Here is a 25,833-nt window from a genome sequence, read left to right on the forward strand (position 1 = left end):
TACAGCGTGGGGGCAAACCCCGGTTGTATAGGGGAACTCAGGCTAAGAACGCCGCGTCGTGCGGCAACGCCTAAGTGACCAACATCGTGTTGGCCCAAACCCCGGCGGATGTCACAGATTTTTTAGTTGGATTTTTCAAGCGAGCTTGAAAAAAATCTGGATGCAATTACGCCGAGAAGTAATTGATAATTTTCTCGACTTACTTAACAAATTGTTAGGTAGGTCTTTTTTTATAGGATATTGGAAATTTTATAGAGTATTAGTTTATGCTATAATATTCTGAAGTTAAACAATGAGATTTAATTAATAGTATAAGTTTACTAAAAGGGAGTAATAATATGGATTTAATTTGTTCCGCTATAACTAAATTGAAACAAGCAAAGCAGGCAGTGGATGAGCTTGCGCTAACAATACATAAAGACCCAGCATTGTTGCTGTTTTTTGCTAGTACATCCTATTCTTTTGATGAGTTGGTATCCTGTTTTACGAACAAATTTCCGAAAAGCCAAATTGTAGGTGTTACAACAACTGGTGAAATAGGACCAACAGGATTTGACGAATTTAGTCTAAGTGTACAAAGTTACGCATCACAGATTGGTAAATTTCAAGCGACATTAATGACAGACATTGCAAAGTATCCGATTTTTGAGCGCCAAAAGCTTGTTGACACTGCAAAACAGCTAGGTATTCCGTTACATTCGAAAAACATTGAAAATGAAGGACTAGCGTTTGTTTTTCCTGTGGGCTTACAGGCTGGTGAGGAAAAAATGCTGTCCGTTGTGAATTCAATTTTTGAACAAGATGGATTTCCGATTTTTGGTGGGACGGCAGGTGATGATGCAAAATTTGAAGCGACCTATGTTAGTGTAAATGGTGAATTTACTACAACAGGAGGAGCAGTCATTTTTATAAAGCCGTCTGTTGATTTTTATATTATTAAAGAAAATAACTTTGAAAGTATGGGCAAGAAAGTAAAAATTACAAAGGCTGACCCAGAAAAACGAATTGTTTATGAAATGAATGGTAGACCAGCAGCCGAGGTATTTGCACAAGCGTTAGGAGTGTCGGTAACTGCGTTAGATAAGAATTGGGCACTGCATCCATTAGGTAGAAAGTTAAATAATGATTTTTATAATGCATCGCCATTTATGTTGAGGGAATCCGGTGCAATTGAATTTTATTGCCAAGTATATGAGGGGACAACACTAGAAATATTGCAACCACGTGATGCGATTGTAGAAATGGAAAAAACAATCGACAATTTTACAAATCATTTTACGCAATTAAATGGTGTATTAGCATGTAACTGTATTTTACGAAAGCAGCAATTTCAACAAGAGCGTCTAATGGAAAAGATGAATGAACGCTTAAAGCAATTGCCAAATTTATGCGGATTTTCAAGTTATGGAGAGCAGTTAAATAAATCACAGCTTAACCAAACAATGCTGTTAATTGGCTTTGGAAAATTACGAGCGGAGTGAATGATATGTTAAAAAGATGGTTTGAAAAAGGACAAATAGTTGAGCAAGTGAATGAGGAAATTGAGAAGCTAACACAGGCAGAACGCACACAAATTATTGAAGGTGTAGAGGAATTGCTACACTTATTAAAAAAAGCAAATGCTAAAAATACCGAAGATGATAGTTTATTTTTGGAGCGTATTACAGTGATTTCAGAGTCGCTACAACAGGATCAGATAATGCTTGATTTTACATATGAGAGTGCGCATACAATTGTACAAGAAACAGAGGAAATTCAACAAATTACAGCTTCAGTTGAATCGCAAGTTGAGCATAATAATCAATTGATTCAAGAGGGGCGTAATCAGATGGATGCGCTATATAGCCAAATGGAAAAGGTACGCCAAATTTTTACGATTGTCGGTGTATCCATTGGTGATTTACAACAGGATACGAAGGAAATTCAAGATTTCGCTCAATTAATTGGTGCAATTGCGGACCAGACAAATTTGTTAGCTTTGAATGCCTCCATTGAAGCGGCGCGTGCGGGGGAGCATGGTAAAGGCTTTGCAGTGGTGGCAGCAGAGGTACGTAAATTAGCGGAACAAAGTAAACAAGCTCTCGAACAGATTAATGGAAAAGTGACAGAAATTGTACGACATATGGAAAATGTTGCAGCTAGTGTACAGCAAGAGCAAAAAACAGTCGATTTTACGCAACAAATGTCTGCAGAAACACAGCAATATTTTGTGAGAATTGAACAGTCTGAACAGCAATTAGCAAAAAGTATGCAAGAGATTCAGCAAACGACAGAACAAACATTAAATCAAGTGATGACATTACAAGATGTATTAGAGAAAATTGTATATTCGTCTCAAAATTCTATACAGCATATCGAACAGCTTTATGGTTTTTCTGAAACAAAGTCATATAATGCAAATGATATGATTTCCTATATCATACAAGTAAAAAAATTAGTGGAAGCACTAAAAAATAATCGACTGTAGTGATCGCAGATTTCCCATGCTAATATTATCGTTTCATCGTGTAATTATGTTAAAATAGGAAAGATATATCGTAAACGGAGGATTGGCTGTGTATAAATATTACGGATTAGCAGTGTTTGCAGTCATTTTGGATCAATGGACAAAGTGGCTAATCGTTAAAAATATGGAGCTTGGGGAACGTATTAGTATATGGGACCCATGGCTAGGCATTTTATCGCATCGTAATCGTGGTGCGGCTTGGGGTATGCTAGAAGGACAAATGTGGCTATTTACAATTGTGACAATTGCAGTAATTATCGCAATTATTTACTTTAATCATACAGAAGCAAAAGGAAAACCAATGTACCATGTGAGCTTAATGTTTCTTTTAGGCGGGGCTGTCGGTAACTTTATAGACCGTTTATTCCGTGGTGAAGTTGTAGACTTTGTTGATGTGCTCATTCCGGGCATTAACTATCACTTCCCAATTTTTAATGTTGCAGATGCAGCACTAACAATTGCTGTAATCATGCTATTTATTACGATTATTTTTGAGGAAAAAATGAATAAGAAAAAGGTGAAATAATGGCAGTAGTCACGTTAACAATGGAGGATTTTGCTGGGGAACGTATTGATAAAGCCCTTTCTTCTATGGAAGCTTCATGGTCACGTTCGCAAATTTCGAACTGGTTAGATGAAGAGCGCATTTTAGTAAACGGCGTAAACGTCAAAGCAAAATACAAAGTAAAGCTAGGGGACGTTGTAGAAGTAGACGTTCCTGAAGTGGAAGATTTAGAAATCGTTCCAGAAGATTTAAATTTAGAAATCGTGTATGAGGATGCGGATGTATTAGTTGTAAACAAACCTCGTGGCATGGTTGTACACCCTGCACCAGGTCATGCAACAGGCACGCTTGTAAATGGTTTAATGTATCATTGTAAAGACTTATCAGGAATTAATGGCGTAGCACGTCCTGGTATTGTGCACCGTATTGATAAAGATACATCGGGTTTATTAATGGTTGCTAAAAATGATGTTGCGCATGAGGGGCTAGTGAACCAGTTAGTCGAAAAGTCCGTTACACGTAAATATACAGCGCTAGTTCATGGGCATATTGCACATGAAAAGGGCACAATTGATGCACCGATTGGACGTGACCAAAAAGATCGTCAAAAGCAAGCGATTGTAGATAACGGCAAGCATGCGGTAACACATTTCCAAGTAATGGAGCGTTTTGGGGAATTTTCATTAGTAGAATGCCGATTAGAAACGGGCCGTACTCACCAAATCCGTGTACACATGAACTACATTGGCTACCCGTTAGCAGGAGACCCAAAATACGGACCAAAGAAAACGATTGATTTTGGGGGGCAAGTACTACACGCAGGCGTACTAGGATTTGTGCACCCTGTTACAAAAGAATATCTAGAATTTAGCGCACCATTACCAGCTGACTTCCAAGAGCTATTAGCGGAGTTGCGTAAATAATATAAACACCGAAATTTTACCTCAGAGTAAAGTTTCGGTGTTTTTTTTCAATATCAGACAATTTAAATTTTTTGTTTTTGTTGTCCAACCTATAACTTGACTGTTGACTTAAGCTAAAAAGAAGCATATACTGACAACAGTGAACGAAAGAGCTTGACGAGAGCAAGCAAGTAGTCACCTTATAAAATTACATAATGTTCACCTTTAAAGGCAGTCCAGAGAGACTGAAAAGGGAAAATGTGAATGGCTTTACGTATTTTTGTGCGCAAAAATTTACGTATGCAATTTTTCAACATGACTTTTTCAACCCTCTAGATGATCTAGAGGGTTTTTTATTTGGAAATTTGTACCCAAGTGAACATGATAAATTTACGGAAGGAGAACAACCATGCAACAAACTTCGGTATTACTAGATGGACCCTCAATGAATCGTGCCGTTACACGAATTGCGCACGAAATTATTGAACGAAACAAAGGCATTGATGAAGTAATTTTAGTCGGGATTAAAACTCGCGGAGCCTATTTAGCGAAACGATTAGCCGATCGAATTGAAACGATTGAAGGCAAAGCCATTCGAACAGGTGAGATAGACATTACGTTATATCGCGATGACTTATCAACAAAGCAAGTCAATGATCAAGCGCAAGTACAGCAAGTAGATATTGAATATCAAGTAAGTAACCAAAAGATTGTTTTAGTAGACGACGTACTTTATACAGGAAGAACAGTACGTGCTGCTCTCGATGCAGTGATGGATTTAGGGAGACCTTCCCAAATTCAGTTAGCCGTATTAGTAGATCGAGGTCACCGAGAGTTGCCAATTCGAGCAGATTATGTTGGAAAAAACGTTCCGACAGCTGGTCATGAACGCATTGTCGTCAACTTAGAAGAAGTAGATGGACAAGATATTGTAAAGATTGTAAAAGAAGATTAAAAAGAGCATAGAAAGAAAAGAGGAAACGGAATGTCTTCTAAAGCAGTATTAGATATTAATGACAAACCTAGTGCCGTACAACTTATTACACTTAGTTTGCAACATTTATTTGCTATGTTCGGTTCAACCATTTTAGTACCAACATTAGTAGGGTTAGAACCTTCAATCGCATTATTAACAAGCGGTATCGCAACGATTATTTTCTTATTAATAACACAATTTAAAGTTCCTGCCTATTTAGGGTCTTCATTTGCTTTCATTTCACCAATTATTACTGTGGCAGGCTTAGATGCTTCAGGTATGGCCGTTAATCCAGGAAATGCGATGATTGGGGCAATGGCGGTCGGAATTGTTTATGCGATAGTCGCATTACTAATTCGTATGACCGGTTACAAATGGTTAATGGCTTTATTACCACCAATCGTTGTAGCACCCGTAATTATCGTTATAGGTTTAGGTTTAGCAGGTACAGCAGTAGATATGGCGATGAACGTAAACGGCGAATATAACGGATTACATTTTTCAGCTGCGTTAGTAACTTTATTCACAGCAATCATTTTCAACGTATACTTTAAAAATATTTTAAGCGCAATGCCAATATTATTAGGTTTAGTTGTCGGTTATCTATATTCGTTAGCAATTGGGATTGTTAACTTTGCCCCAGTTAAAGAAGCAAGCTGGTTTGCATTACCGAAGTTCTTAATTCCTGGTGTTGACTATGATTTCACGATTACAGGTACGATTTTACTGGCAATGGTTCCAGTTGTAATTGTAACGATTTCTGAACATATCGGTCACCAATTAGTATTAGGGAAAGTAGTAAACCGTAACTATGTGAAAGATCCAGGTTTAGACCGCTCGCTATTAGGGGATGGTTTAGGGACATTAGTTAGTGCATTAATCGGTGGTCCACCAAAAACAACTTACGGTGAAAACATTGGTGTATTAGCCATTACACGTGTCTATTCGGTATATGTAATCTTTGGAGCAGCAATTGCCGCGGTTATTATTTCTTTCTTCGGTAAAGTAATGGCGATCATTTCAACAATACCGGTATCTGTTTTAGGTGGTATTTCCATTCTATTGTTTGGTATTATCGCATCAAGTGGTTTACGGATGTTCGTAGATAACAATGTAGATTTCGGGAACAACCGTAACATGGTAATTGCATCGGTAATTTTAGTAATCGGTATCGGTGGCGCGAAAGTTGAATTCGGTTCACTCGTTGTATCTGGGATGGCATTAGCAGCTATTATCGGAGTATTATTAAACTTAATCTTACCTGGCCGTGATAAGACGGTAGAAGATTTTGACTAACTTTATAAGCAGTACCTTTTAACATTGTCCAGAGAGGCAATAAAGGGTAAGGCAACTTAGGCGGATAGTGAAAAACGATCACGCTTAGCTTGTCACACCCTTTAAACCTCGCTCTGTGAATTAGCGAGGTTTTTTTAGTGGATATGAATGCAACAACTTTTCAATAAAATACACATTTTGCTAAAGTGTATATTCAAAATCGGAGGCGCGAGCATGAAAAATTTATTATCGATGGAACATTTATCGAATGAGGAAATCATAGCGATTTTAGATCGAGCACAAGACTTCGAAAACGGAATGGAGCCTAATTTAAAACGCTCTTACAATGTAGCAAATCTTTTCTTTGAACCAAGTACTCGTACAAAAACAAGCTTTGAAATGGCGGAGCGACGCATTGGTTGTACAGTAATCCCATTTGATGCAGGTTTTTCAAGTACGACAAAAGGTGAAACGATGTATGACACAGTCAAAACATTAGAAATGATTGGGATTGACGCAGTGATTATTCGTGATAAGGAAGATGAGTATTACAACGAATTACTAGAAGGGATTAACTGTGCGGTCATTAACGCAGGAGATGGTGCAGGTCAGCATCCATCACAAAGCCTACTAGATCTTTATACGATTCGCAAAGAGTTTGGCAAGTTCGAAGGTTTAAATATTACAATTGTCGGTGATATTTCACATAGCCGTGTCGCAAAATCAAATGCGACTGCACTAACGCGTTTAGGTGCAAATGTACGATTTTTATGTCCACCAGCGTGGGCGGGAGATTTTGAAGCAGCACATAGTTGGGATGAAGTGTTAACAGATAGTGATGTCATCATGTTGTTACGTATTCAGCACGAACGTCATTCAGTAAGTAAAAATTTTTCAAAAGAAAGCTATCATGAAGAATTTGGTTTAACACCAGAGCGTGAAAAGCAAATGAAAGATGGGGCAATCATAATGCACCCTGCACCAGTAAATCGTGATGTTGAAATTGCGGATGAATTAGTCGAATGTGAGCGTTCAAGAATTTTTGAACAAGTTCGAAATGGCGTGTTCACACGAATGGCTATCGTAGAAACAATTTTGAAAGGAAGAGAATAAATGACAACAGTACTTCAAAACGTAAAACTAATAAATGATCAAGGTGAATTAGTAGTTTCTTCTATTATAATGGATGACGGCAAAATTGTTTCAATCGGTGGAGACATTCCAACGGGAGCGGAAGTAATTGACGGTAAAGGTCACTTCGCTTCACCAGGTTTCGTAGATGTCCATACACATTTACGTGAACCAGGTTTTGAGCATAAAGAAACGATTGCAACAGGTACAGCTTCTGCAGCAAAGGGTGGCTTCACAACGATTTGTGCGATGCCAAACACAAAGCCAGTACCAGATTCAATCGAAAATATGCAATTAATTAATGGCCTAATTAAAGATAGTGCAGTCATTCGCGTATTACCATATGGCTCGTTAACAAAAGACATTTCAGGCGAAGTGCGCACAGATATGGCAGAGCTAAAAGCAAATGGCGCAGTAGCATTTTCAGACGACGGTGTAGGCATTCAGCTTGCTTCAACAATGTATGAGCAAATGCAACAAGCGGCGAAATTAGATGCAGTTGTTGTTGCACACTGTGAAGATAACTCATTAATTTATGACGGCGTTATGCACGAAGGTACGCGTAATAAAGAGCTTGGCTTACCAGGTATTCCATCAATCTGTGAATCAGTGCAAATCGCGCGAGATGTACTATTAGCGGAAGCTGCTGGTGCTCGTTACCACGTATGTCACGTATCAACAAAAGAATCAGTACGTGCTGTGCGTGATGCAAAAGCTGCTGGTATCAAAGTAACAGCAGAGGTTTGTCCACACCACTTACTATTAGAAGAAATGGACATCCCATCAGATGATGCAAACTGGAAAATGAACCCACCATTACGAGCATTAGATGATAAAGATTCATTACACGCAGCATTATTAGATGGAACAATTGATTGTATCGCAACAGACCATGCACCACATACAGTAGAAGAAAAATGCTGTGGTATGGTGGGCGCACCATTCGGGATTGTAGGCTTTGAAACAGCATTCCCATTACTATACACGAGTTTTGTAGAAACAGGGAAATGGACATTAAAGCAATTAGTTGATTGGATGAGCGTAAAGGCAGCTGAAATTTTCGACTTACCATATGGTACATTAACGGTTGGAGCTTCAGCGGACATTGTATTAATCGACCTTGAAAAAGAGCAAACAGTTGATGCAGAAGGATTTGTATCTAAAGGCCGTAACACACCATTCAATGGATGGGTTGCAAAAGGTTGGCCGGTAGTAACTATTTTCGAAGGCAATATCGTATATCAGGAGGCAGAATAATGAAAAAGCGTTTATTAATTTTAGAAGACGGAACAGTATTTACAGGTACGGCATTCGGTAGTGAACAAGCTAGCCAAGGTGAAGTAGTGTTCACGACAGGTATGACAGGCTACCAAGAAACATTATCTGACCCTTCTTTCTACGGTCAAATCGTAACATTAACATATCCATTAATCGGTAACTACGGGATTAACCGTGACGACTTTGAATCAATTTCGCCAGCTATCCGTGGTTTCGTTGTTCGTGAATTAGCGGATCAACCATCGAACTGGCGCTCAGATATGACATTAGATGAATATTTAACATCACAAAATATTCCTGGTATCGAGGGAATTGATACACGTAAATTAACACGTATCATCCGTGCAAAAGGAGCAGTACGCGCGATTTTAACGGAAGCAGATGCAGAAGTAGATGTAGAAAAAATCGTAGCAGAGCTTCAAAATACACCATTCATTACACATCATGTACGTGAAGTATCGCCAAAAGCAGCATATCCATCTCCAGGTCGCGGTAAGCGTGTTGTGTTATTAGACTTCGGTATGAAGCACGGCATTTTACGCGAACTAAATAAGCGTGATTGTGATGTAATCGTTGTTCCTTACAACACAACAGCAGAGCAAATTTTAGCAATGCACCCAGATGGCATTATGCTATCAAACGGTCCTGGTAACCCAGAAGATGTAACAGAAGGTATCGAAACGATCAAAGGTTTAATCGGCAAGGTTCCAATTTTCGGTATTTGCTTAGGTCACCAACTATTCTCATTAGCATGTGGTGCAAAATCGTTTAAATTACCATTCGGTCACCGTGGCGGAAATCACCCTGTAAAAGATTTACGAACAGGTCGTACAGACTTAACATCTCAAAATCATGGCTATGCAATTGACATTGAGTCATTAAAAGATACAGATTTAGAATTAACGCACGTTGCACTGAACGACGGTACTTGTGAAGGTGTACGTCATAAAAAGTACCCAGTGTTTACAGTACAATACCACCCAGAAGCTTCACCTGGCCCTGAAGATTCAAATCACTTATTCGACGAGTTTATTGAAATGATGGAACAAGAAGCAGCAAAGGAGAATCAACATGCCTAAACGTACAGATATTGAAACTATTTTAGTAATCGGATCAGGTCCAATTGTAATTGGACAAGCAGCAGAGTTTGACTATGCAGGAACACAAGCGTGTCTTTCATTAAAAGAGGAAGGCTATAAAGTAATTTTAATTAACTCAAACCCTGCGACAATTATGACAGATACAGAAATCGCAGATAAAGTATACATCGAGCCAATTTCTTTAGAGTTCGTATCACGTATTTTACGAAAAGAGCGCCCAGATGCAATCCTTTCCACATTAGGTGGTCAAACAGGATTAAACATGGCAATCGAACTTGATGAGTCAGGTATTTTAGATGAGCTTGGAATCGAAATTTTAGGAACAAAATTAGATGCGATCCATAAAGCAGAGGACCGCGACTTATTCCGTAACTTAATGTACGAATTAGGTGCACCAGTTCCTGAGTCTGACATTATTCACAATATGGAAGAAGCAAAAGCATTCGTTGCTAAAATCGGTTACCCAGTAATCGTACGTCCTGCATTCACACTTGGTGGTACTGGTGGCGGTATTTGTTACAATGACCAAGACTTACAAGAAATCGTTACTTCAGGTCTAAAATATTCACCAGTAACACAATGCTTACTTGAAAAATCAATTGCAGGCTTTAAAGAAATTGAATATGAAGTAATGCGTGACGCAGCGGACAACGCAATCGTAGTTTGTAACATGGAAAACTTCGACCCAGTAGGTATCCATACAGGGGACTCAATCGTAGTAGCACCAACACAAACATTATCTGACCGCGAAAACCAAATGCTTCGTAATATCTCACTTGATATTATCCGTGCATTAAAAATCGAGGGTGGCTGTAACGTTCAATTAGCGTTAGACCCATACTCATTCCAATACTATGTAATCGAAGTAAACCCACGTGTATCTCGTTCTTCAGCTTTAGCGTCAAAAGCAACGGGTTACCCAATCGCAAAATTAGCAGCGAAAATCGCAGTTGGTTTAACGTTAGATGAAATCAAAAACCCAGTAACTGGTTCAACATTTGCATGCTTCGAACCAGCACTTGACTATATCGTAGCAAAAATTCCACGCTGGCCGTTCGATAAATTCGAATCTGCAAAACGTAACTTAGGTACACAAATGAAGGCAACTGGTGAAGTAATGGCGCTAGGTCGTACGTTCGAGGAAGCGATCTTAAAAGCCGTACGCTCACTTGAAACAGGTCACGTACACATCGAAATGAAGCACCCTGAAGAATTATCAGATGCTTGGATCGAAAAACGTATTAAAAAAGCAGGGGACGAGCGCTTATTCTTCATCGGTGAAGCACTACGTCGCGGCGTAACAATCGAAACAATCCATGAATGGTCAGCAATTGACTTATGGTTCTTAAATAAATTAAAGAAAATCGTGGATATGGAAACAACGCTTGCTAACAACGTCAACGACAAAGACGTATTACGCACAGCAAAACGTCTAGGCTTTGCAGATAAAAAGGTTGCAGAGCTTTGGAACACAACGGAAAGTGCAATCTACGCATTCCGTAAAGAAACAGGCATCATTCCTGTGTACAAAATGGTGGATACTTGTGCAGCGGAATTCGAGTCAAACACACCATACTTCTACGGGACATACGAAGATGAAAACGAGTCAATTCGCTCTGAAAAAGAGTCAGTAATCGTACTTGGTTCAGGTCCAATCCGTATCGGGCAAGGGGTAGAATTCGACTACGCAACAGTACACTCTGTATGGGCGATTCAAGAAGCGGGCTATGAGGCAATCATCATTAACTCAAACCCAGAAACAGTATCAACAGACTTCTCAATTTCTGATAAGTTATACTTCGAGCCATTAACAATCGAGGACGTAATGCACATCGTAGACTTAGAGCAACCAATGGGCGTTGTTGTACAGTTCGGTGGTCAAACAGCGATTAACTTAGCAGATAAATTACAAGCAAATGGCGTGAAAATTTTAGGAACAACGCTTGAAGATATTGACCGCGCAGAAAACCGTAACAAGTTCGAAGCAGCACTTCAAGAGCTAAAAATTCCACAGCCAGCTGGTGAAACAGCGGTATCAACAGAGGAAGCATTAGCAATCGGTGAAAAATTAGGCTTCCCAGTACTTGTACGCCCATCATATGTATTAGGTGGTCGTGCGATGGAAATCGTTTATAACTTAGACGAGCTTGCATACTATATGGAGCACGCGGTAGAAGCATCTCCAGACCACCCAGTATTAGTTGACCGTTACTTAACAGGGCAAGAAATCGAAGTAGATGCAATTTGTGATGGCGAAAATGTGTTAATCCCAGGTATTATGGAACACGTGGAACGCGCAGGGGTTCACTCAGGTGACTCGATCTCTGTATATCCACCACAAAAATTAACAGATGCGCAAAAGCAAACACTTGTGGACTATACGACGCGTTTAGCAAAAGGTCTTGGCATTATCGGCTTAATGAACATTCAATATGTAATGAGCGAGGGGAATATTTATGTAATCGAAGTAAACCCACGTTCTTCACGTACAGTACCGTTCTTAAGTAAAATTACGAACATTCCAATGGCAAATATCGCAACAAAAGCGATTCTTGGCCAATCAATCGTAGAACAAGGATACCCAACAGGCTTAGCACCTGAAAAAACGGGCGTATTTGTAAAAGTACCAGTATTCTCATTTGCAAAATTACGCCGTGTAGACATTACATTAGGACCTGAAATGAAATCAACAGGTGAAGTAATGGGGAAAGATGCAACTTACGAAAAAGCATTATACAAAGGTTTCGTTGCTGCAGGTATGGAAATTAAAACACATGGTACAATCCTGTTTACAGTATCAGATAAAGACAAAGAGGAAGCAGTTAGCTTAGCAAAACGCTTCTCTACAGTGGGCTACCGAATTGTAGCAACAGAAGGAACTGCAAATTTATTCGAAGCAAATGGCGTTAAAACAGACATCGTTGAAAAAATCGGTGGTAAAGGAAAAACATTATTAGACATGATTCAAAACGGAGAAGCGCAATTAGTTGTTAATACGTTAACAAAAGGTAAACAACCTGCGCGTGATGGATTCCGTATCCGCCGTGAGTCAGTAGAAAATGGTGTACCTTGCTTAACTTCACTAGATACAGCAGAAGCGATGTTACGTGTTATTGAATCAATGACATTTACAGCAGAAGAAATGCCAAAAGCGGAGGTAGTACACTAATATGATACGTCAAGAGAAAATGACAGTAGTTGCGCAGGCACAAATTGCGACGAACATTTTCGAATTGACACTACAAGGGCAACTGGTTCAGGACATGACTCCTGGCCAGTTTGTTCATGTAAAAGTGTCAGATACATTCGAACCATTATTACGTCGTCCAATTAGTATTGCCAATGTCGATAAAGAAAAAAATGAATTTACTATGATTTACCGTGCGGAAGGGCGCGGAACAAAGTTTTTAGCAACAAACCGTGAAGGGCAAATGGTCGATGTATTAGGTCCATTAGGTAACGGCTTCCCAGTTGAAGCAGCGCAGCCTGGTCAAACTGCCCTATTAGTAGGGGGAGGAATTGGAGTACCCCCATTACATGAGCTATCAAAACAGCTGAATGCGCGCGGTGTGAAAACAATTCACGTATTAGGCTTCCAATCAGAAGATGTATGCTTCTACGAAGAGGAATTTACAGCATTAGGTGACACATACTACGCAACAGTTGATGGATCAAAAGGAACAAAGGGCTTTGTCACTACGGTATTTGACGAAGTGAAGCCGGAGTTCGACATCTTTTATTCATGTGGCCCACTACCCATGCTACGTGCATTAGAAGGTTACTACCCTGAAAAAGAAGGCTATTTATCGTTTGAAGAACGTATGGGCTGCGGTATTGGTGCTTGCTTCGCGTGTGTATGTGATACAACAGACAAGATTGAAAAAGACTATGTAAAAGTGTGTTCAGACGGGCCAGTATTCCCGAAAGGAGTTGTGGCATTATGAGCCGTTTAAATTTACAATTACCAGGATTAGAGTTGAAAAACCCAATTATGCCAGCGTCAGGCTGCTTCGGTTTTGGTCGTGAGTACGCGCAGCTTTATGATTTATCAAAGCTTGGTGCGATTATGATTAAAGCGACAACAGTCGAAACACGTAAAGGCAATCCAACGCCACGTGTCGCGGAAACGTCAGCAGGTATGTTAAACGCAATTGGTTTACAAAACCCAGGAATCGATAAAGTAATGGGCGAAGAGCTAAAGTTTTTGGAAGGCTACGATGTACCAATTATCGCAAATGTTGCGGGAACTGAAGTAGCTGACTATGTAGAAGTAGCAGAGCGTATTTCAAAAGCGCCAAACGTCAAGGCATTAGAATTAAACATCTCTTGCCCAAACGTAAAATGTGGCGGGATTCAATTTGGAACAGATCCAGCAACAGCAAAAGAATTAACGGCAGCAGTAAAGGCCGCTTCAAGTGTGCCGGTTTATGTAAAATTATCACCAAACGTAACGAATATTGTCGATATTGCAAAAGCGGTAGAAGCAGGTGGCGCGGACGGGATTACGATGATTAATACACTTGTTGGAATGCGTTTAGATGAACGTACAGGAAAACCAGTTATCGCAAATGGTACAGGTGGTTTATCAGGTCCGGCAATTAAACCAGTGGCAATTCGTATGGTTTACGACGTGTACAAAGCAGTGAATATTCCGATTATTGGTATGGGCGGCGTTACATGCGCACAAGACGTGATCGATTTCATGTCTGCTGGTGCCTCGGCAGTTGCAGTAGGTACAGCAAACTTTGTGGACCATTTCGTTTGTCCAACGATTATTGAACAATTACCAAACGCTTTAGATGCGTTAGGGGTTGAACATATTTCTGAAATTATCGGAAGGAGCCATCGCTAATGTTAAATACAAAACCGATTATTGCCTTAGACTTCCCAGGGGAAAAGGATGTACTAAATTTTTTAGCGCAATTTGATGAGAAGTTATTCGTTAAAATTGGCATGGAATTATATATGCAGGAAGGTCCGTCGATTGTTGCCAAAGTAAAGGAACAGGGCCATGATATTTTCTTGGATTTAAAATTACATGATATTCCAAACACTGTGAAATCTGCGATGAAAGGCTTAGCACGCTTAGGTGTAGACTTAGTCAACGTACATGCTGCAGGTGGAAGTGCCATGATGGAAGGTGCGCTTGAAGGGTTAGAGGCAGGAACAGAAGCAGGTAAAACACGTGCTGCGTTAATTGCCGTTACACAATTAACATCAACAACAGAACAACAAATGCAACAAGAGCAAAAAATTTCGTTATCGCTAAACGAATCAGTTTTACAATATGCTCAGTTATCGAAACAAGCAGGTCTTAACGGAGTTGTGTGTTCTGTACATGAAGCAAACGCTATTCGTGAAATTTGTGGAGAAGATTTTTTACGTGTTACTCCTGGCATTCGTATGCTTGGTGGAGAAGCGCATGATCAAAAGCGTATTGCAACTCCTGATGGTGCAAAAAAAGACGGTTCATCATTAATTGTAGTAGGTCGTGCAATTACAGGTGCACAAAATCCTGTTACTGCATACAAAGAAGTTTGTAAATTATGGGAGGCAAAATAATATGTCATTACAAAAAGAAATCGCACACGCAATGTTACAAGTAGGAGCTGTTGAATTAAACCCAACAGAACTTTTCACATGGGCTTCAGGTATTAAATCACCAATTTACTGTGATACACGATTAACTATTTCGGACCCAAAAATCCGTAAGCAATTAGCAAGTGGTTTAGCATCTGTAATTCAAGAAAACTTTGCAGAGTGTGAAGTTGTAGCGGGTACAGCAACGGCTGGTATACCACATGCTGCTTGGGTTTCAGATATTTTAGAGTTACCAATGGTGTATGTACGCTCAAAGGCAAAAGAACATGGCCGTGGTAACCAAATCGAAGGAAAATACGCAGCAGGACAAAAAGTTGTTGTTGTAGAAGACATCGTTTCAACAGGCGGTTCTTCGATTACAGCGGTAGAAGCATTACGTGCAGCGGGCTGTGAAGTGCTTGGGGTTGTATGTGTGTATACATATAATTTACCAAAAGCAGAAGATGCATTTAATGCAGCAGGTGTGAAATATGTTTCTTTAACAAACTTTGATTATTTAATTGAAGCGGCAAATGAATCAGGTACCATTCAAGAAAATCAAATTCCTTTCTTAAAAAACTGGCATAAAGATTTAAAAGAGGGTAACTTGAAATAAATAAATATTAAAAATATTCAAAAACGTGTGAAGTATTAAAAAATATACTTTACACGTTTTTATTATAGTTATATAATTCCATTATAAAATAATTCAGTTTTTTTAAAATTGAAGTTTAATATATTTACTTGATTTTAAACTTTTTTGAAAGAATACAGCCCATATAGAGCTCATATTGATTATTATCTGTAAGAAAATAATAATATAAGACTATTTTTTACGCTAAATTATCGGAAAATTTAAACTTTAAAGAATAGTTTGCTATTATTAAAAGAAAAATGTTAAATTAGAATAGTTAGAAAGTTTAATAATTGACATTAAAAAAAATTTATGGATAATTTAAAATGTAATGTAATAATTTACATATTATTCACAAATTAGAGCTTGAGCTTTAGAAAAGTTTAACAAATAGACTGAGATTAGTAGAGCCGGTTGTGTGATTAAAGAAAGGAGCGATTATTTAGTGTCTACGACGAACGATTTATTAGAAATCCGTAATTTACGTACAAGCTTCAGAATTAAAGATACTTACTATCCAGCAGTAGACAATGTTTCATTAACGCTTCGTAAAAATGAGATTTTGGCTATTGTAGGAGAATCAGGTTGCGGGAAAAGTACTTTAGCAACGTCGATTGTTGGTCTACATAATTCCATTTCAACAAAAGTTGAAGGTGAAATCCTTTACAACAATCAAAATTTAGTAAATTTAACAGAAGATCAATTTAACAAACTACGTGGAAATGATATCGGTTTCATTTTCCAAGATCCATTGTCAGCATTAAACCCATTAATGCGCATTGGTGAGCAAATTGAGGAAGGGTTAATTTACCATACAAAATTAGCCAAAAAAGATCGTGAGAAACGCGTGCTAGAGTTATTAAATCAAGTAGGTATTCCACATGTAGAACGCGTTGCTCGTCAATTCCCTCACCAGTTATCAGGTGGTATGCGTCAGCGTGTAATGATTGCGATTGCTTTATCAGGTAAGCCAGCGATCATCATTGCCGATGAGCCAACAACGGCACTTGACGTAACGATTCAAGCGCAAATTTTAGACTTATTAAAATCGCTTCAAGATGAAATCCAATCAGGCATTATATTAATTACACATGACTTAGGGGTAGTTGCTGAAGTAGCTGACCGAGTAGCTGTAATGTATGCTGGTCAAGTAATCGAAGAAGCACCAGTAGTTGAATTATTCAGAAATCCGAAGCACCCTTATACAAGATCATTATTAAATTCAATACCACAAACACATAGCGAGAATGAGAAATTAGAAGTCATTCAAGGCATGGTTCCTTCGTTAATGAAATTGGATCGTGAAGGCTGTCGTTTCTCACCACGTATCCCGTGGATTCCTGCATCAGCACACGAAGCAAGCCCACAGCTTCACGAAATTGCACCAGGGCATCTTGTACGCTGCACTTGCTGGAAAGAGTTCCACTTTGAAGACGAGGAAGGGAGCATAAATCTATGAGTTTCATGCAAGTTAAAGATTTAAAAGTTCACTATCCTATTCGAGGGGGATTTTTCAATACAGTAGTTGACCATGTATACGCTGTTGATGGTGTAACAATGGATTTTGAACGAGGCAAAACTTATGGTTTAGTAGGGGAGTCTGGTTCTGGTAAATCAACAACAGGTAAAGCGATTATCGGTTTGGAAAAAATTACATCAGGTAACATCGTTTATGAAGGGGAAGATGTAACAAACTCTCGCCGTAAACGTGATTCAGCTTATAACCGTGATATCCAAATGATTTTCCAAGACTCGCATTCTAGTATGAATCCTCGTAAACGTGTACTAGATATTTTAGCAGAGCCAATTCGTAACTTTATGAAATTGACGCCGCAAGAAGAACGTAAACGCATCAATGAACTACTTGCGATTGTCGGAATGTCAGAAGACGTATTATTAAAATATCCACATGAATTCTCTGGTGGTCAAAAGCAACGTTTAGGGATTGCGCGTGCTGTAGCATGTAACCCAAAAATGATCATTGCCGATGAGCCAGTTTCAGCACTTGATTTATCCGTTCAAGCGCAGGTTTTAAACTTTATGAAGGATATTCAAGAGCAATATGGAATTAGTTATTTATTCATCTCACACGATTTAGGGGTTGTTCGTCACATGTGTGACCACATCTCGATTATGTACAAAGGCCGATTTGTAGAAACGGGTAAACGTGAAGATATTTACACGAATCCACAACACATCTATACAAACCGTCTATTATCTGCAATTCCTGATATTGAACCAGAAACACGTAATGAACGTAAGTTAGAGCGCCAACGTGTCGAGGCAGCATATCGTGAAGAACAGCATAAATATTATGATAAGGATGGAAAAGTATATCCTTTAAAAACAGTTTCAGACACGCATAAAGCAGCCATGTCTGAAGACGAAAAGGAGCGTGCTTAGTATGTGGAAAACAATCGTTCGACGTACGTTAATTATGATTCCGCAGCTATTTATTTTAAGCCTCCTAATCTTCATATTAGCGAAGCAAATGCCTGGGGATCCATTTACAGGTTTAATTACACCGGAAACTGACCCGAACGTAATTGAAGAATTACGAATTAAAGCAGGTTTCTATGATCCGTGGTATATACAATACTACAACTGGATTACAAACGCAGCACAAGGTGACTTCGGTCAGTCTTATACATTTAAAAAGCCGGTTGCAGATATTATCGGTGACCGTGCGATGAATACGTTTTTACTATCTTTGCTTAGTGTGATTTTCTTATATGCATTAGCAATTCCACTTGGCGTATTAGCAGGACGTTACCAAGAATCGTTCTTAGATAAAACAATCGTACTATACAGCTTTATCTCATATGCGATTCCAACGTTCGTATTATCATTAATCTTTGTTTATGTTTTTGGTTATCGTTTAATGTGGTTCCCAACAAATGGAACGGTTGATATTGGGCTAGATGCAGGAACCTGGGAATATTATTGGAATAAATTCTATCATTTAATATTGCCGGCTGGAACTTACGCATTATTAGGTACGACAGGTGTTATTCAATATTTACGTACTGAAATTATCGATGCGAAAACGATGGATTACGTAAAAACAGCGCGTAGTAAAGGGATTCCAATGAAGAAAGTGTATTCACGTCACATCTTCCGTAACTCATTATTACCGATTGCAGCTTTTTTAGGATTTACAATTACAGGATTACTTGGTGGATCAATCTTTATTGAAACAGTATTCGCATATCCTGGAATGGGTAAATTATTTATCGAATCAATTTCTGGTCGTGACTATAGTGTTATTACAGCATTAGTAATGTTATATGGCTTCTTAGCATTATTAGGTAGTCTATTATCCGATATTATTTTAAGTATTGTCGATCCGCGTATTCGCATAGACTAATCAATTAATAATGACTAAGGAGAGGTGATTTTAATCATGGAAAACAAAAATGAACAAACAGTAGCAAAATTAGAATCTCAAAGCTCTCCGCCAACGGGAATTCAAGTTATTCTGCGAGAGTTTAAAAAAGATAAATTAGCACTAGGCTCATTAATATTCATCATACTATTAATGGTGGCAGTATTAGTATTATCGGTTGTTATCGATCAAGCGGCTGTAATGAAAATTCAATTATTAGAGCGCTTCACTGAACCGGGTGTTCGTGGCTATGTTCTGGGAGCTGATGAGGCTGGACGAGATATGTTCGGTCAGTTAATCATTGGTGCAAAAAACTCTATATTAATTGCAGTGGCCATTACAATTATAGCAAACTTTGTAGGTATTGCTCTTGGTATTATCATGGGTTACTACGGTGGATTTATCGATAATTTCTTTATGCGTATTATTGATTTCTTCATCACTTTACCAACTACAATGATCATCATCGTAGTTGTAACAATCATTCCATCATATGGAATTTTGGATTTAATCCTGATTATCGCAGCATTTCAATGGATGGGGACGGCTCGACTTGTGCGTTCAAAAGCGCTTTCGGAAGCACGTCGCGACTATATTAGTGCCTCTAAAACAATGGGTACAAGTGATTTCGCGATTATGTTTAAAGGGCTATTACCAAACTTAAGTTCTCTATTAATCGTGGAAGTTACACTTAGCTTCGCGGGTAACGTAGGGATTGAAACGGGTCTTTCATTCTTAGGTTTCGGTTTACCACCGTCAACACCAAGTTTAGGAACTTTAGTAAGTTATGCCATGAACCCGATTATATTATCGAGTAAATGGTGGGTATGGTTACCTGCATCGATCTTAATATTAGTGATGATGCTTGGTATAAATTATGTCGGTCAAGCGTTACGACGCGCAGCTGACGCAAAACAACGTTTAGGATAAAAAAAGGGAGGAAAAAACGAATGATGAAAAAGAAAGGCTTAATGCTTACAACTGTATTTGCATCTGCTTTAGCACTTGCTGCATGTAATGGTGACGACAAAGAAACATCGACTGAAAAACCAGCAGGAGACAGCACTGAACCAACTACTGAAGAAAAACCAAAAGATGAAGGTGCTTCTACTGCAGAGACGCCAACATTACCAATGAGTGTTGAACACGAAGGGGACGCTATCGATGGCGGTACATTAAAATTCGCTTTAGTATCAGATTCTCCATTCTCAGGTATTATGTCTTGGGAACTATATGAAAATGCATATGATGCAGATGTAATGGATTTCATGACGAACTCAATTTTCGATACTGATGGTGACTTCTTAATCACAGATAAAGGTATCGCGAAATTAGGCGTTGATGCTGATAACAACAAAGTTACAGTAACAATCCAACATGATGTTAAGTGGTCAGATGGTACGCCATTAACTGCTGATGATATCATTTATTCTTATGAAATCATTGGTCACCCTGATTATACGGGTATCCGTTATGACGGCGACTTCCAAAACATCATCGGTGCTGCTGAATATAAAGCAGGTACAGCAGATACAATTTCTGGTATCAAAAAAATCGATGATAAAACTGTAGAAATCTCTATGACAAAAGTGTCTCCAGCAATCTATTCTGGTGGTGACGGTTTATGGGGCTATGCAGCACCTAAACACCAATTGAAAGATATTCCTGTTAAGGATTTAGTTTCTTCTGAAGCGGTTCGTAAATCTCCTGTAACTTTAGGACCATTCAAACTTGATAAATTAGTAGACGGTGAGTCTGTACAGTATGTTGCAAATGAACACTACTGGCAAGGCGCTCCGAAATTAGATAAAATTGTATTACAAGTAGTGCCTTCTACTTCAATTGGTGAAGCATTACGTACAGGTCAATATGATATGGTATCTTCTTACGCAACAACTCAGTATGACGGTATTAAAGATTTAGAAAATATTTCAATTTTAGCTCGTCCTGAATTAGCATACTCTTACTTAGGATTCAAACTAGGTAAATGGGATTCAACTGCTAACAAAAACGTAACGGACGAAAATGCAAAAATGAATAATAAGCAATTACGTCAAGCAATCGCTTATGCTATGGACGTTGAATCGGTAACTGAGCGCTTCTACCAAGGCTTACGTTCTCGTGCAACTTCTTTAATTCCACCAGCATTCTCTACATTCCATGACAATACGTTAACTGGATACAACTATGATCCAGAAAAAGCAAAAGCTTTATTAGATGAAGCTGGCTATAAAGACGTTGATGGCGATGGAATTCGTGAAGACGCTAAAGGTGAGAAATTTGCAATCCGCATGGCGGGTATGTCTGGTTCAGATACTGACGAAGCAATCGTAGAATACTACCGTCAAAACTGGAAAGATGTAGGTTTAGATGTACAGTTAACAACTGGTCGTTTAATTGAGTTCAACAGCTTCTATGATAAAGTAAAAGCTGACGATGCTGAAATCGATATGTTCATGGCTGCTTGGGGTACTGGTACAAACCCATCTCCACTTGGCTTATATGGTGAAGCATCTGCATTCAACTACAGCCGCTATGTAACACCTGAATTAGAAAGTTTATTAGTTGCTATCGACTCTAAAGAGGCGATTGATCCAGCTGTACGTGCGGATGCATTCCGTGCATGGGAAGAGTATATGTTCGAACAAGCTACAACAGTTCCAACATACTTCCGTACAGAAATCTTACCAGTCAACAAGCGTGTTAAAAACTTTGACTCTTCGTACGCTAACCTTACGCAATGGCATGAAGTTGAGTTAACAGCAGAAGAGCCAATTAAATAATTGGTCAATTAAGAAACCGCCTAGGGATTATCCTAGGTGGTTTTTTTAATATAAAAGGGCTTATTCAGAAAATGATTTACATCGTTAACTTGTTCCATTTTAGTGGATTATCCCTCACTTATAGAAGTAGGGGTCTTCTGTACCTGTCGCTTTACTTATGGTACAAAAAAGATTTTGCTTAATCAATTTAAAACTCGAAATATGTAGGTTATACATCAGTTTAATCAAACGATTTAATGTGTGCAAACCTTTTATTAACACGAAAATTAAATATTTTCTCGAAAGGCTATTATACGGAATTTGGTATTTTAGGGAGGATTTTTCTATTTTATGTAGAAATTTAATATGTCGGCAAAAATGATGGATACATATAATTATTTTTGTTTTAGCGACGTTGCTCTAATTTCGGAGCTGACACTACAAAGGGAATAAAAAAGAGGAGGAAAAGAAATGGATGCAACTTTAAATGCAAGAATTCGTCACAGCGCACTTGAGGGTAAAGTCGTATCTGCTGAAACAGCAGCTTCATGGATTCAAGATGGTATGGTTGTTGGTATGAGTGGCTTTACACGCGCAGGGGATGCAAAAACAGTACCATTAGCGCTAGTTGAACGAGCGAAAAATGAAAAATTCCAAATCGATATTTACACAGGCGCATCATTAGGTCCTGAAGTGGATCAATTAATGGCTGAAGCAGGTATCATTCGTAAACGTGCACCATATCAAGGGGACCCAGCAATTCGTAAACTGATTAATACAGGACAAGTTTTATATTCAGATATGCACTTATCACATAACGCAGAGTTAATTCGCCAAGGGATTATCGGACCAATTGACTTTGCAATTATTGAAGCAACTGCAATTACAGAGGATGGTATGATTATTCCGACAACATCAATCGGAAATTCACCAATTATTATACAAATGGCGAAGGAAATTATTATTGAATTAAATCCAGAACAGCCAAATCTAGAAGGTATTCATGATATTTATTTACCAGGACCACAGGGCGACCGTGATCCGATTCCACTACTAACAGCAAGTGATCGTATCGGTACAACTGGAATCCCAGTAGATATTAGTAAAATTAAAGGTATTGTCCATTCAACGATTAAGGATGCACCGTCATTAATTGTGCAGCCTGACGAAGAAACAGAGCAAATTGCGCAGCACTTATTAACGTTTTTACGTGATGAAATTACTGCAGGGCGCTTACCGAAAAACTTATTGCCATTACAATCAGGAGTTGGTTCGGTAGCGAATGCGGTATTAAATGGCTTTTTAAATTCTGAATTTGATGAGCTAGAAATTTATTCAGAAGTTTTACAAGATGCGGTATTCAATTTACTTGATGCGAACAAAGTAAAAATAGCTTCAGGTACGTCAATTACGTTAAGCGAAGAATGTGGCAATAAAGTATATGGCGATATCGGACAGTACAAGGATCGATTAGTATTGCGTCCGCAAGAAATTTCCAACCATCCCGAAGTAATCCGTCGAATCGGAATTATTGCAATTAATACAGCGCTTGAGGCAGATATTTACGGAAACGTGAACTCAACACATGTAAACGGGACACATATGATGAACGGTTTAGGTGGTTCAGGAGACTTTACGCGTAATGCACGCTTAGGAATTTTCGTAACGAAATCATATGCGAAAGGTGGAGACATTTCGTCAATCGTGCCAATGGTTGCGCACCATGACCATACGGAGCATGATGTTGATGTAATTGCAACAGAGCAAGGTATTGCCGATTTACGCGGAATGGCGCCAAAAGAGCGTGTAAAAGCGATTATTGAAAACTGCGTACATCCTGACTTTAAAGAGGCAATGTGGGATTATTACAACGGTGCAGTTGAAAAAACAGGTAACGCACATACACCACATGATTTAGAAAAAGCGTTGTCTTGGCATGTGAGTTACCAAAAAAATAAAACGATGAAGCAATAATATAAAAGCGCACTCTAAAAACCTACTAGAGTGCGCTTTTAGTGTTTATTTTTTTAGCTGCATAACAACGGCTTCATCCGGTGTGACGAAGAGTGTTTTTTGCTCGAAATAAATGACAAAGCCAGGTTTCGAACCATTAGGCTTTTTCACATGTCGAATTTCTGTATAGTCTACTGGTACAGAGGCCGATTCACGAGCCTTACTGAAGTACGCACTTAACATTGCCGCTTCTTTTAATGTTGTCTCATCTGGATGTTCTGAATGGATGACAACGTGTGAGCCAGGGATATCTTTTGTGTGTAACCAAATTTCGTTACGCTTGCCAATTTTGAATGTTAAATAATCATTTTGCTTATTATTTTTACCGACAGAAATAAGTGTACCTGTAGAAGAAATGAATTTCTCTGGCTCGGGTTTTGTCGGTTTCTTTTTGCGTTTCGCATGGCGTAAACGCAGTAGCCCTTGCTCTGCTAGTTCTTCACGAATTTCTTCAATATCTGCAGGGGATGCTTGTTGTACTTGCTGGGCTAACATTTCTAAATAGTAAATGTCATCTGTTGTTTTTTCCTGTTGCTCTTCAATCATGACAAGCGCTGTTTTTGCTTTATTGTATTTTGTGTAATAGCTTTGCGCGTTTTCAATCGGCGTTTTGCGCGGGCTAATGGGAATACGTACTTTTTCGGCGGTTTCACTGTAGTAATTTTCAACGTCTACATATTCCGCGCCTTTTGCAAAATTGTACAGGTTAGCCATTAATAGTTCTCCGTACAGTTGGAATTGCTCTAAATTTTGTGCACGTTCTAAATCTTTTTGTAGCTTTTTTTGTTTCAGTTTTAGTTTGTTCAATTCATTTTGTAACCAGCGTTCTAAATCGCCCGCTTGTTGCTTTACGCGATCGCGCTCTGCACGTGCGAAAAAGACACGGTCTAACAGCTCGCCAAGTGTATCATACTGTGTTTCTGTACCATTTAGATGTGTTAAATTTGTTGGCGAGAAATAACTTTTCCCGTCTTGCTCCACGTATGTTGGACAAGCGGTTGTTACAATTTCGTTCATAAATTGGCGCGTAGCTGTCACGGGCTCTTTCATTGTTAAACGATGTAATAATTCATTGGCATGCAATGGTGAAAAGCCAGCGAATTTTTCAATCAGCTCTTTTGCTACTAGATTTTGTGCGAATGTTTGTTTTAGTTCTTCATCGGATAAACTTGTCAGAGATAATTTATCTTGCTTTGGTGGCTCGATGTAAGTCTGGCCAGGTAACACTGTACGATAGCTATTTACGGATGGAGGTAAGTGCTTTAAACTATCGATAATTTTATTATTCTCGGCATCGATTAATAGTAAATTACTATGGCGCCCCATAATTTCGATTACAAGTTTACGTTTTACCGAATCACCAATTTCGTTTTTGCTGTCGATATCAAATGTAATGACACGTTCGAAGCCTTGCTGTGTAATGTCTGAAATAAACCCTCCCTCTATATGCTTGCGTAGCAGCATACAGAACATTGGTGGGTCTGCTGGGTTTTCGATTGATTGTTGTGTCGTATGTACGCGGGAATACGAAGGATGAATCGAAAATAAAAGTTTTGTGTTTGCACCGGCAGCGCGTATTTGTAAAACTACTTCAAGCGCGTTTGGTTGATAAATTTTAGTAATGCGTCCAGATGTGAGCGTTTGTAATTCTTTGCTCATCGAACGGGTAAATAATCCGTCAAATGCCATTGTATATTCCTCTTTCGTTTCCATAAATTCATTGTGCATTTATCATACCATTTTTTAACGATAATGCTGTAGTTAGTAGTACAATCGGATATTATAA

General features: G+C 38.8%; 21 protein-coding genes. 20 read left to right on the forward strand and 1 reads right to left on the reverse strand.

The features are described 5' to 3' along the window. Window positions 1–338: 338 nt before the first annotated feature. The 20 genes from O7776_RS04240 to O7776_RS04335 all read left to right on the forward strand — a co-directional run bounded on the left by O7776_RS04240 (window position 339) and on the right by O7776_RS04335 (window position 24,008). The gene (locus O7776_RS04240) at window positions 339–1,481 is read left to right on the forward strand and encodes an FIST signal transduction protein (protein ID WP_274309391.1); all 1,143 of its coding nucleotides are present in this window, start codon (window positions 339–341) and stop codon (window positions 1,479–1,481) included. A gap of 5 nt (window positions 1,482–1,486) precedes the next feature. Then, window positions 1,487–2,467 (forward strand): methyl-accepting chemotaxis protein, encoded by a 981-nt coding sequence (locus tag O7776_RS04245; RefSeq protein WP_274309392.1) that lies wholly within the window; start codon window positions 1,487–1,489, stop codon window positions 2,465–2,467. Window positions 2,468–2,555: 88 nt separating this feature from the next. Beyond that, on the forward strand, window positions 2,556–3,032 hold the full coding sequence (gene lspA, locus O7776_RS04250; protein ID WP_274309393.1) for a signal peptidase II: 477 nt from the start codon (window positions 2,556–2,558) through the stop codon (window positions 3,030–3,032). Next, window positions 3,032–3,934: an RluA family pseudouridine synthase gene (locus O7776_RS04255; RefSeq protein WP_274309394.1), complete on the forward strand. Its 903-nt coding sequence runs from the start codon at window positions 3,032–3,034 to the stop codon at window positions 3,932–3,934. Before lspA ends, O7776_RS04255 begins: the two co-directional genes overlap by 1 nt. Window positions 3,935–4,322: 388 nt before the next feature. Beyond that, a complete protein-coding gene (gene pyrR, locus O7776_RS04260) occupies window positions 4,323–4,868 on the forward strand; it encodes a bifunctional pyr operon transcriptional regulator/uracil phosphoribosyltransferase PyrR (protein ID WP_274309395.1) in 546 nt (181 codons plus the stop codon). A 30-nt stretch (window positions 4,869–4,898) separates the two neighbouring features. Next, the gene (locus tag O7776_RS04265; protein WP_274309396.1) at window positions 4,899–6,185 is read left to right on the forward strand and encodes a solute carrier family 23 protein; all 1,287 of its coding nucleotides are present in this window, start codon (window positions 4,899–4,901) and stop codon (window positions 6,183–6,185) included. A 213-nt stretch (window positions 6,186–6,398) separates the two neighbouring features. Next, the gene (locus O7776_RS04270; RefSeq protein ID WP_274309397.1) at window positions 6,399–7,277 is read left to right on the forward strand and encodes an aspartate carbamoyltransferase catalytic subunit; all 879 of its coding nucleotides are present in this window, start codon (window positions 6,399–6,401) and stop codon (window positions 7,275–7,277) included. Next, complete coding sequence (locus tag O7776_RS04275; RefSeq protein WP_274309398.1) at window positions 7,278–8,552, forward strand: dihydroorotase; 1,275 nt, start codon at window positions 7,278–7,280, stop codon at window positions 8,550–8,552. It begins immediately after the preceding gene. After that, a complete protein-coding gene (locus O7776_RS04280) occupies window positions 8,552–9,652 on the forward strand; it encodes a carbamoyl phosphate synthase small subunit (protein WP_274309399.1) in 1,101 nt (366 codons plus the stop codon). The genes O7776_RS04275 and O7776_RS04280 overlap by 1 nt, the downstream gene beginning before the upstream one ends. Next, a complete protein-coding gene (carB, locus tag O7776_RS04285) occupies window positions 9,645–12,842 on the forward strand; it encodes a carbamoyl-phosphate synthase large subunit (protein WP_274309400.1) in 3,198 nt (1,065 codons plus the stop codon). Before O7776_RS04280 ends, carB begins: the two co-directional genes overlap by 8 nt. Before the next feature lies 1 nt (window position 12,843). After that, window positions 12,844–13,617, forward strand: a complete 774-nt coding sequence (locus O7776_RS04290) for a dihydroorotate dehydrogenase electron transfer subunit (RefSeq protein ID WP_274309401.1) — start codon at window positions 12,844–12,846, stop codon at window positions 13,615–13,617. After that, window positions 13,614–14,525: a dihydroorotate dehydrogenase gene (locus tag O7776_RS04295; protein WP_274309402.1), complete on the forward strand. Its 912-nt coding sequence runs from the start codon at window positions 13,614–13,616 to the stop codon at window positions 14,523–14,525. Before O7776_RS04290 ends, O7776_RS04295 begins: the two co-directional genes overlap by 4 nt. After that, the gene (gene pyrF / locus O7776_RS04300) at window positions 14,525–15,235 is read left to right on the forward strand and encodes an orotidine-5'-phosphate decarboxylase (protein WP_274309403.1); all 711 of its coding nucleotides are present in this window, start codon (window positions 14,525–14,527) and stop codon (window positions 15,233–15,235) included. The genes O7776_RS04295 and pyrF overlap by 1 nt, the downstream gene beginning before the upstream one ends. Before the next feature lies 1 nt (window position 15,236). Beyond that, on the forward strand, window positions 15,237–15,869 hold the full coding sequence (gene pyrE / locus O7776_RS04305; protein WP_274309404.1) for an orotate phosphoribosyltransferase: 633 nt from the start codon (window positions 15,237–15,239) through the stop codon (window positions 15,867–15,869). Window positions 15,870–16,332: 463 nt separating this feature from the next. Continuing rightward, window positions 16,333–17,346, forward strand: coding sequence for an ABC transporter ATP-binding protein (locus O7776_RS04310; RefSeq protein ID WP_274309405.1), 1,014 nt, complete (start codon window positions 16,333–16,335; stop codon window positions 17,344–17,346). After that, window positions 17,343–18,290, forward strand: coding sequence for an ATP-binding cassette domain-containing protein (locus O7776_RS04315; RefSeq protein WP_274309406.1), 948 nt, complete (start codon window positions 17,343–17,345; stop codon window positions 18,288–18,290). Before O7776_RS04310 ends, O7776_RS04315 begins: the two co-directional genes overlap by 4 nt. 1 nt (window position 18,291) lies before the next feature. Continuing rightward, window positions 18,292–19,254, forward strand: a complete 963-nt coding sequence (opp4B, locus tag O7776_RS04320; RefSeq protein WP_274309407.1) for an oligopeptide ABC transporter permease — start codon at window positions 18,292–18,294, stop codon at window positions 19,252–19,254. Window positions 19,255–19,290: 36 nt separating this feature from the next. Next, complete coding sequence (locus O7776_RS04325) at window positions 19,291–20,202, forward strand: ABC transporter permease (protein WP_274309408.1); 912 nt, start codon at window positions 19,291–19,293, stop codon at window positions 20,200–20,202. A 20-nt stretch (window positions 20,203–20,222) separates the two neighbouring features. Beyond that, a complete protein-coding gene (locus O7776_RS04330; RefSeq protein WP_274309409.1) occupies window positions 20,223–22,055 on the forward strand; it encodes an oligopeptide ABC transporter substrate-binding protein in 1,833 nt (610 codons plus the stop codon). 450 nt (window positions 22,056–22,505) lie between these two features. Beyond that, the gene (locus O7776_RS04335) at window positions 22,506–24,008 is read left to right on the forward strand and encodes a succinyl-CoA:acetate CoA-transferase ScpC (protein WP_274309410.1); all 1,503 of its coding nucleotides are present in this window, start codon (window positions 22,506–22,508) and stop codon (window positions 24,006–24,008) included. A gap of 45 nt (window positions 24,009–24,053) precedes the next feature. Here O7776_RS04335 and O7776_RS04340 read toward each other — a convergent pair whose 3' ends face one another. After that, window positions 24,054–25,736 (reverse strand): Rqc2 family fibronectin-binding protein, encoded by a 1,683-nt coding sequence (locus O7776_RS04340; protein WP_274310441.1) that lies wholly within the window; start codon window positions 25,734–25,736, stop codon window positions 24,054–24,056. Between the last annotated feature and the right edge of the window lie 97 nt (window positions 25,737–25,833).

This window comes from Solibacillus daqui (assembly GCF_028747805.1).
GTDB classification, from domain to species: domain Bacteria; phylum Bacillota; class Bacilli; order Bacillales_A; family Planococcaceae; genus Solibacillus; species Solibacillus daqui.

What these genes read in the sequence shown, in the direction of transcription:
- carB (WP_274309400.1), top strand. Translation starts at nt 9,645, where the DNA reads ATGCCTAAACGTACAGATATTGAAACTATTTTAGTAATCGGATCAGGT.
- O7776_RS04330 (WP_274309409.1), top strand. Translation starts at nt 20,223, where the DNA reads ATGATGAAAAAGAAAGGCTTAATGCTTACAACTGTATTTGCATCTGCT.
- O7776_RS04280 (WP_274309399.1), top strand. Translation starts at nt 8,552, where the DNA reads ATGAAAAAGCGTTTATTAATTTTAGAAGACGGAACAGTATTTACAGGT.
- O7776_RS04270 (WP_274309397.1), top strand. Translation starts at nt 6,399, where the DNA reads ATGAAAAATTTATTATCGATGGAACATTTATCGAATGAGGAAATCATA.
- O7776_RS04275 (WP_274309398.1), top strand. Translation starts at nt 7,278, where the DNA reads ATGACAACAGTACTTCAAAACGTAAAACTAATAAATGATCAAGGTGAA.
- O7776_RS04265 (WP_274309396.1), top strand. Translation starts at nt 4,899, where the DNA reads ATGTCTTCTAAAGCAGTATTAGATATTAATGACAAACCTAGTGCCGTA.
- pyrF (WP_274309403.1), top strand. Translation starts at nt 14,525, where the DNA reads ATGTTAAATACAAAACCGATTATTGCCTTAGACTTCCCAGGGGAAAAG.
- O7776_RS04290 (WP_274309401.1), top strand. Translation starts at nt 12,844, where the DNA reads ATGATACGTCAAGAGAAAATGACAGTAGTTGCGCAGGCACAAATTGCG.
- opp4B (WP_274309407.1), top strand. Translation starts at nt 18,292, where the DNA reads ATGTGGAAAACAATCGTTCGACGTACGTTAATTATGATTCCGCAGCTA.
- O7776_RS04315 (WP_274309406.1), top strand. Translation starts at nt 17,343, where the DNA reads ATGAGTTTCATGCAAGTTAAAGATTTAAAAGTTCACTATCCTATTCGA.
- O7776_RS04240 (WP_274309391.1), top strand. Translation starts at nt 339, where the DNA reads ATGGATTTAATTTGTTCCGCTATAACTAAATTGAAACAAGCAAAGCAG.
- O7776_RS04340 (WP_274310441.1), bottom strand. Translation starts at nt 25,736, where the DNA reads ATGGCATTTGACGGATTATTTACCCGTTCGATGAGCAAAGAATTACAA.
- O7776_RS04295 (WP_274309402.1), top strand. Translation starts at nt 13,614, where the DNA reads ATGAGCCGTTTAAATTTACAATTACCAGGATTAGAGTTGAAAAACCCA.
- pyrE (WP_274309404.1), top strand. Translation starts at nt 15,237, where the DNA reads ATGTCATTACAAAAAGAAATCGCACACGCAATGTTACAAGTAGGAGCT.
- O7776_RS04245 (WP_274309392.1), top strand. Translation starts at nt 1,487, where the DNA reads ATGTTAAAAAGATGGTTTGAAAAAGGACAAATAGTTGAGCAAGTGAAT.
- O7776_RS04335 (WP_274309410.1), top strand. Translation starts at nt 22,506, where the DNA reads ATGGATGCAACTTTAAATGCAAGAATTCGTCACAGCGCACTTGAGGGT.
- pyrR (WP_274309395.1), top strand. Translation starts at nt 4,323, where the DNA reads ATGCAACAAACTTCGGTATTACTAGATGGACCCTCAATGAATCGTGCC.
- O7776_RS04255 (WP_274309394.1), top strand. Translation starts at nt 3,032, where the DNA reads ATGGCAGTAGTCACGTTAACAATGGAGGATTTTGCTGGGGAACGTATT.
- O7776_RS04325 (WP_274309408.1), top strand. Translation starts at nt 19,291, where the DNA reads ATGGAAAACAAAAATGAACAAACAGTAGCAAAATTAGAATCTCAAAGC.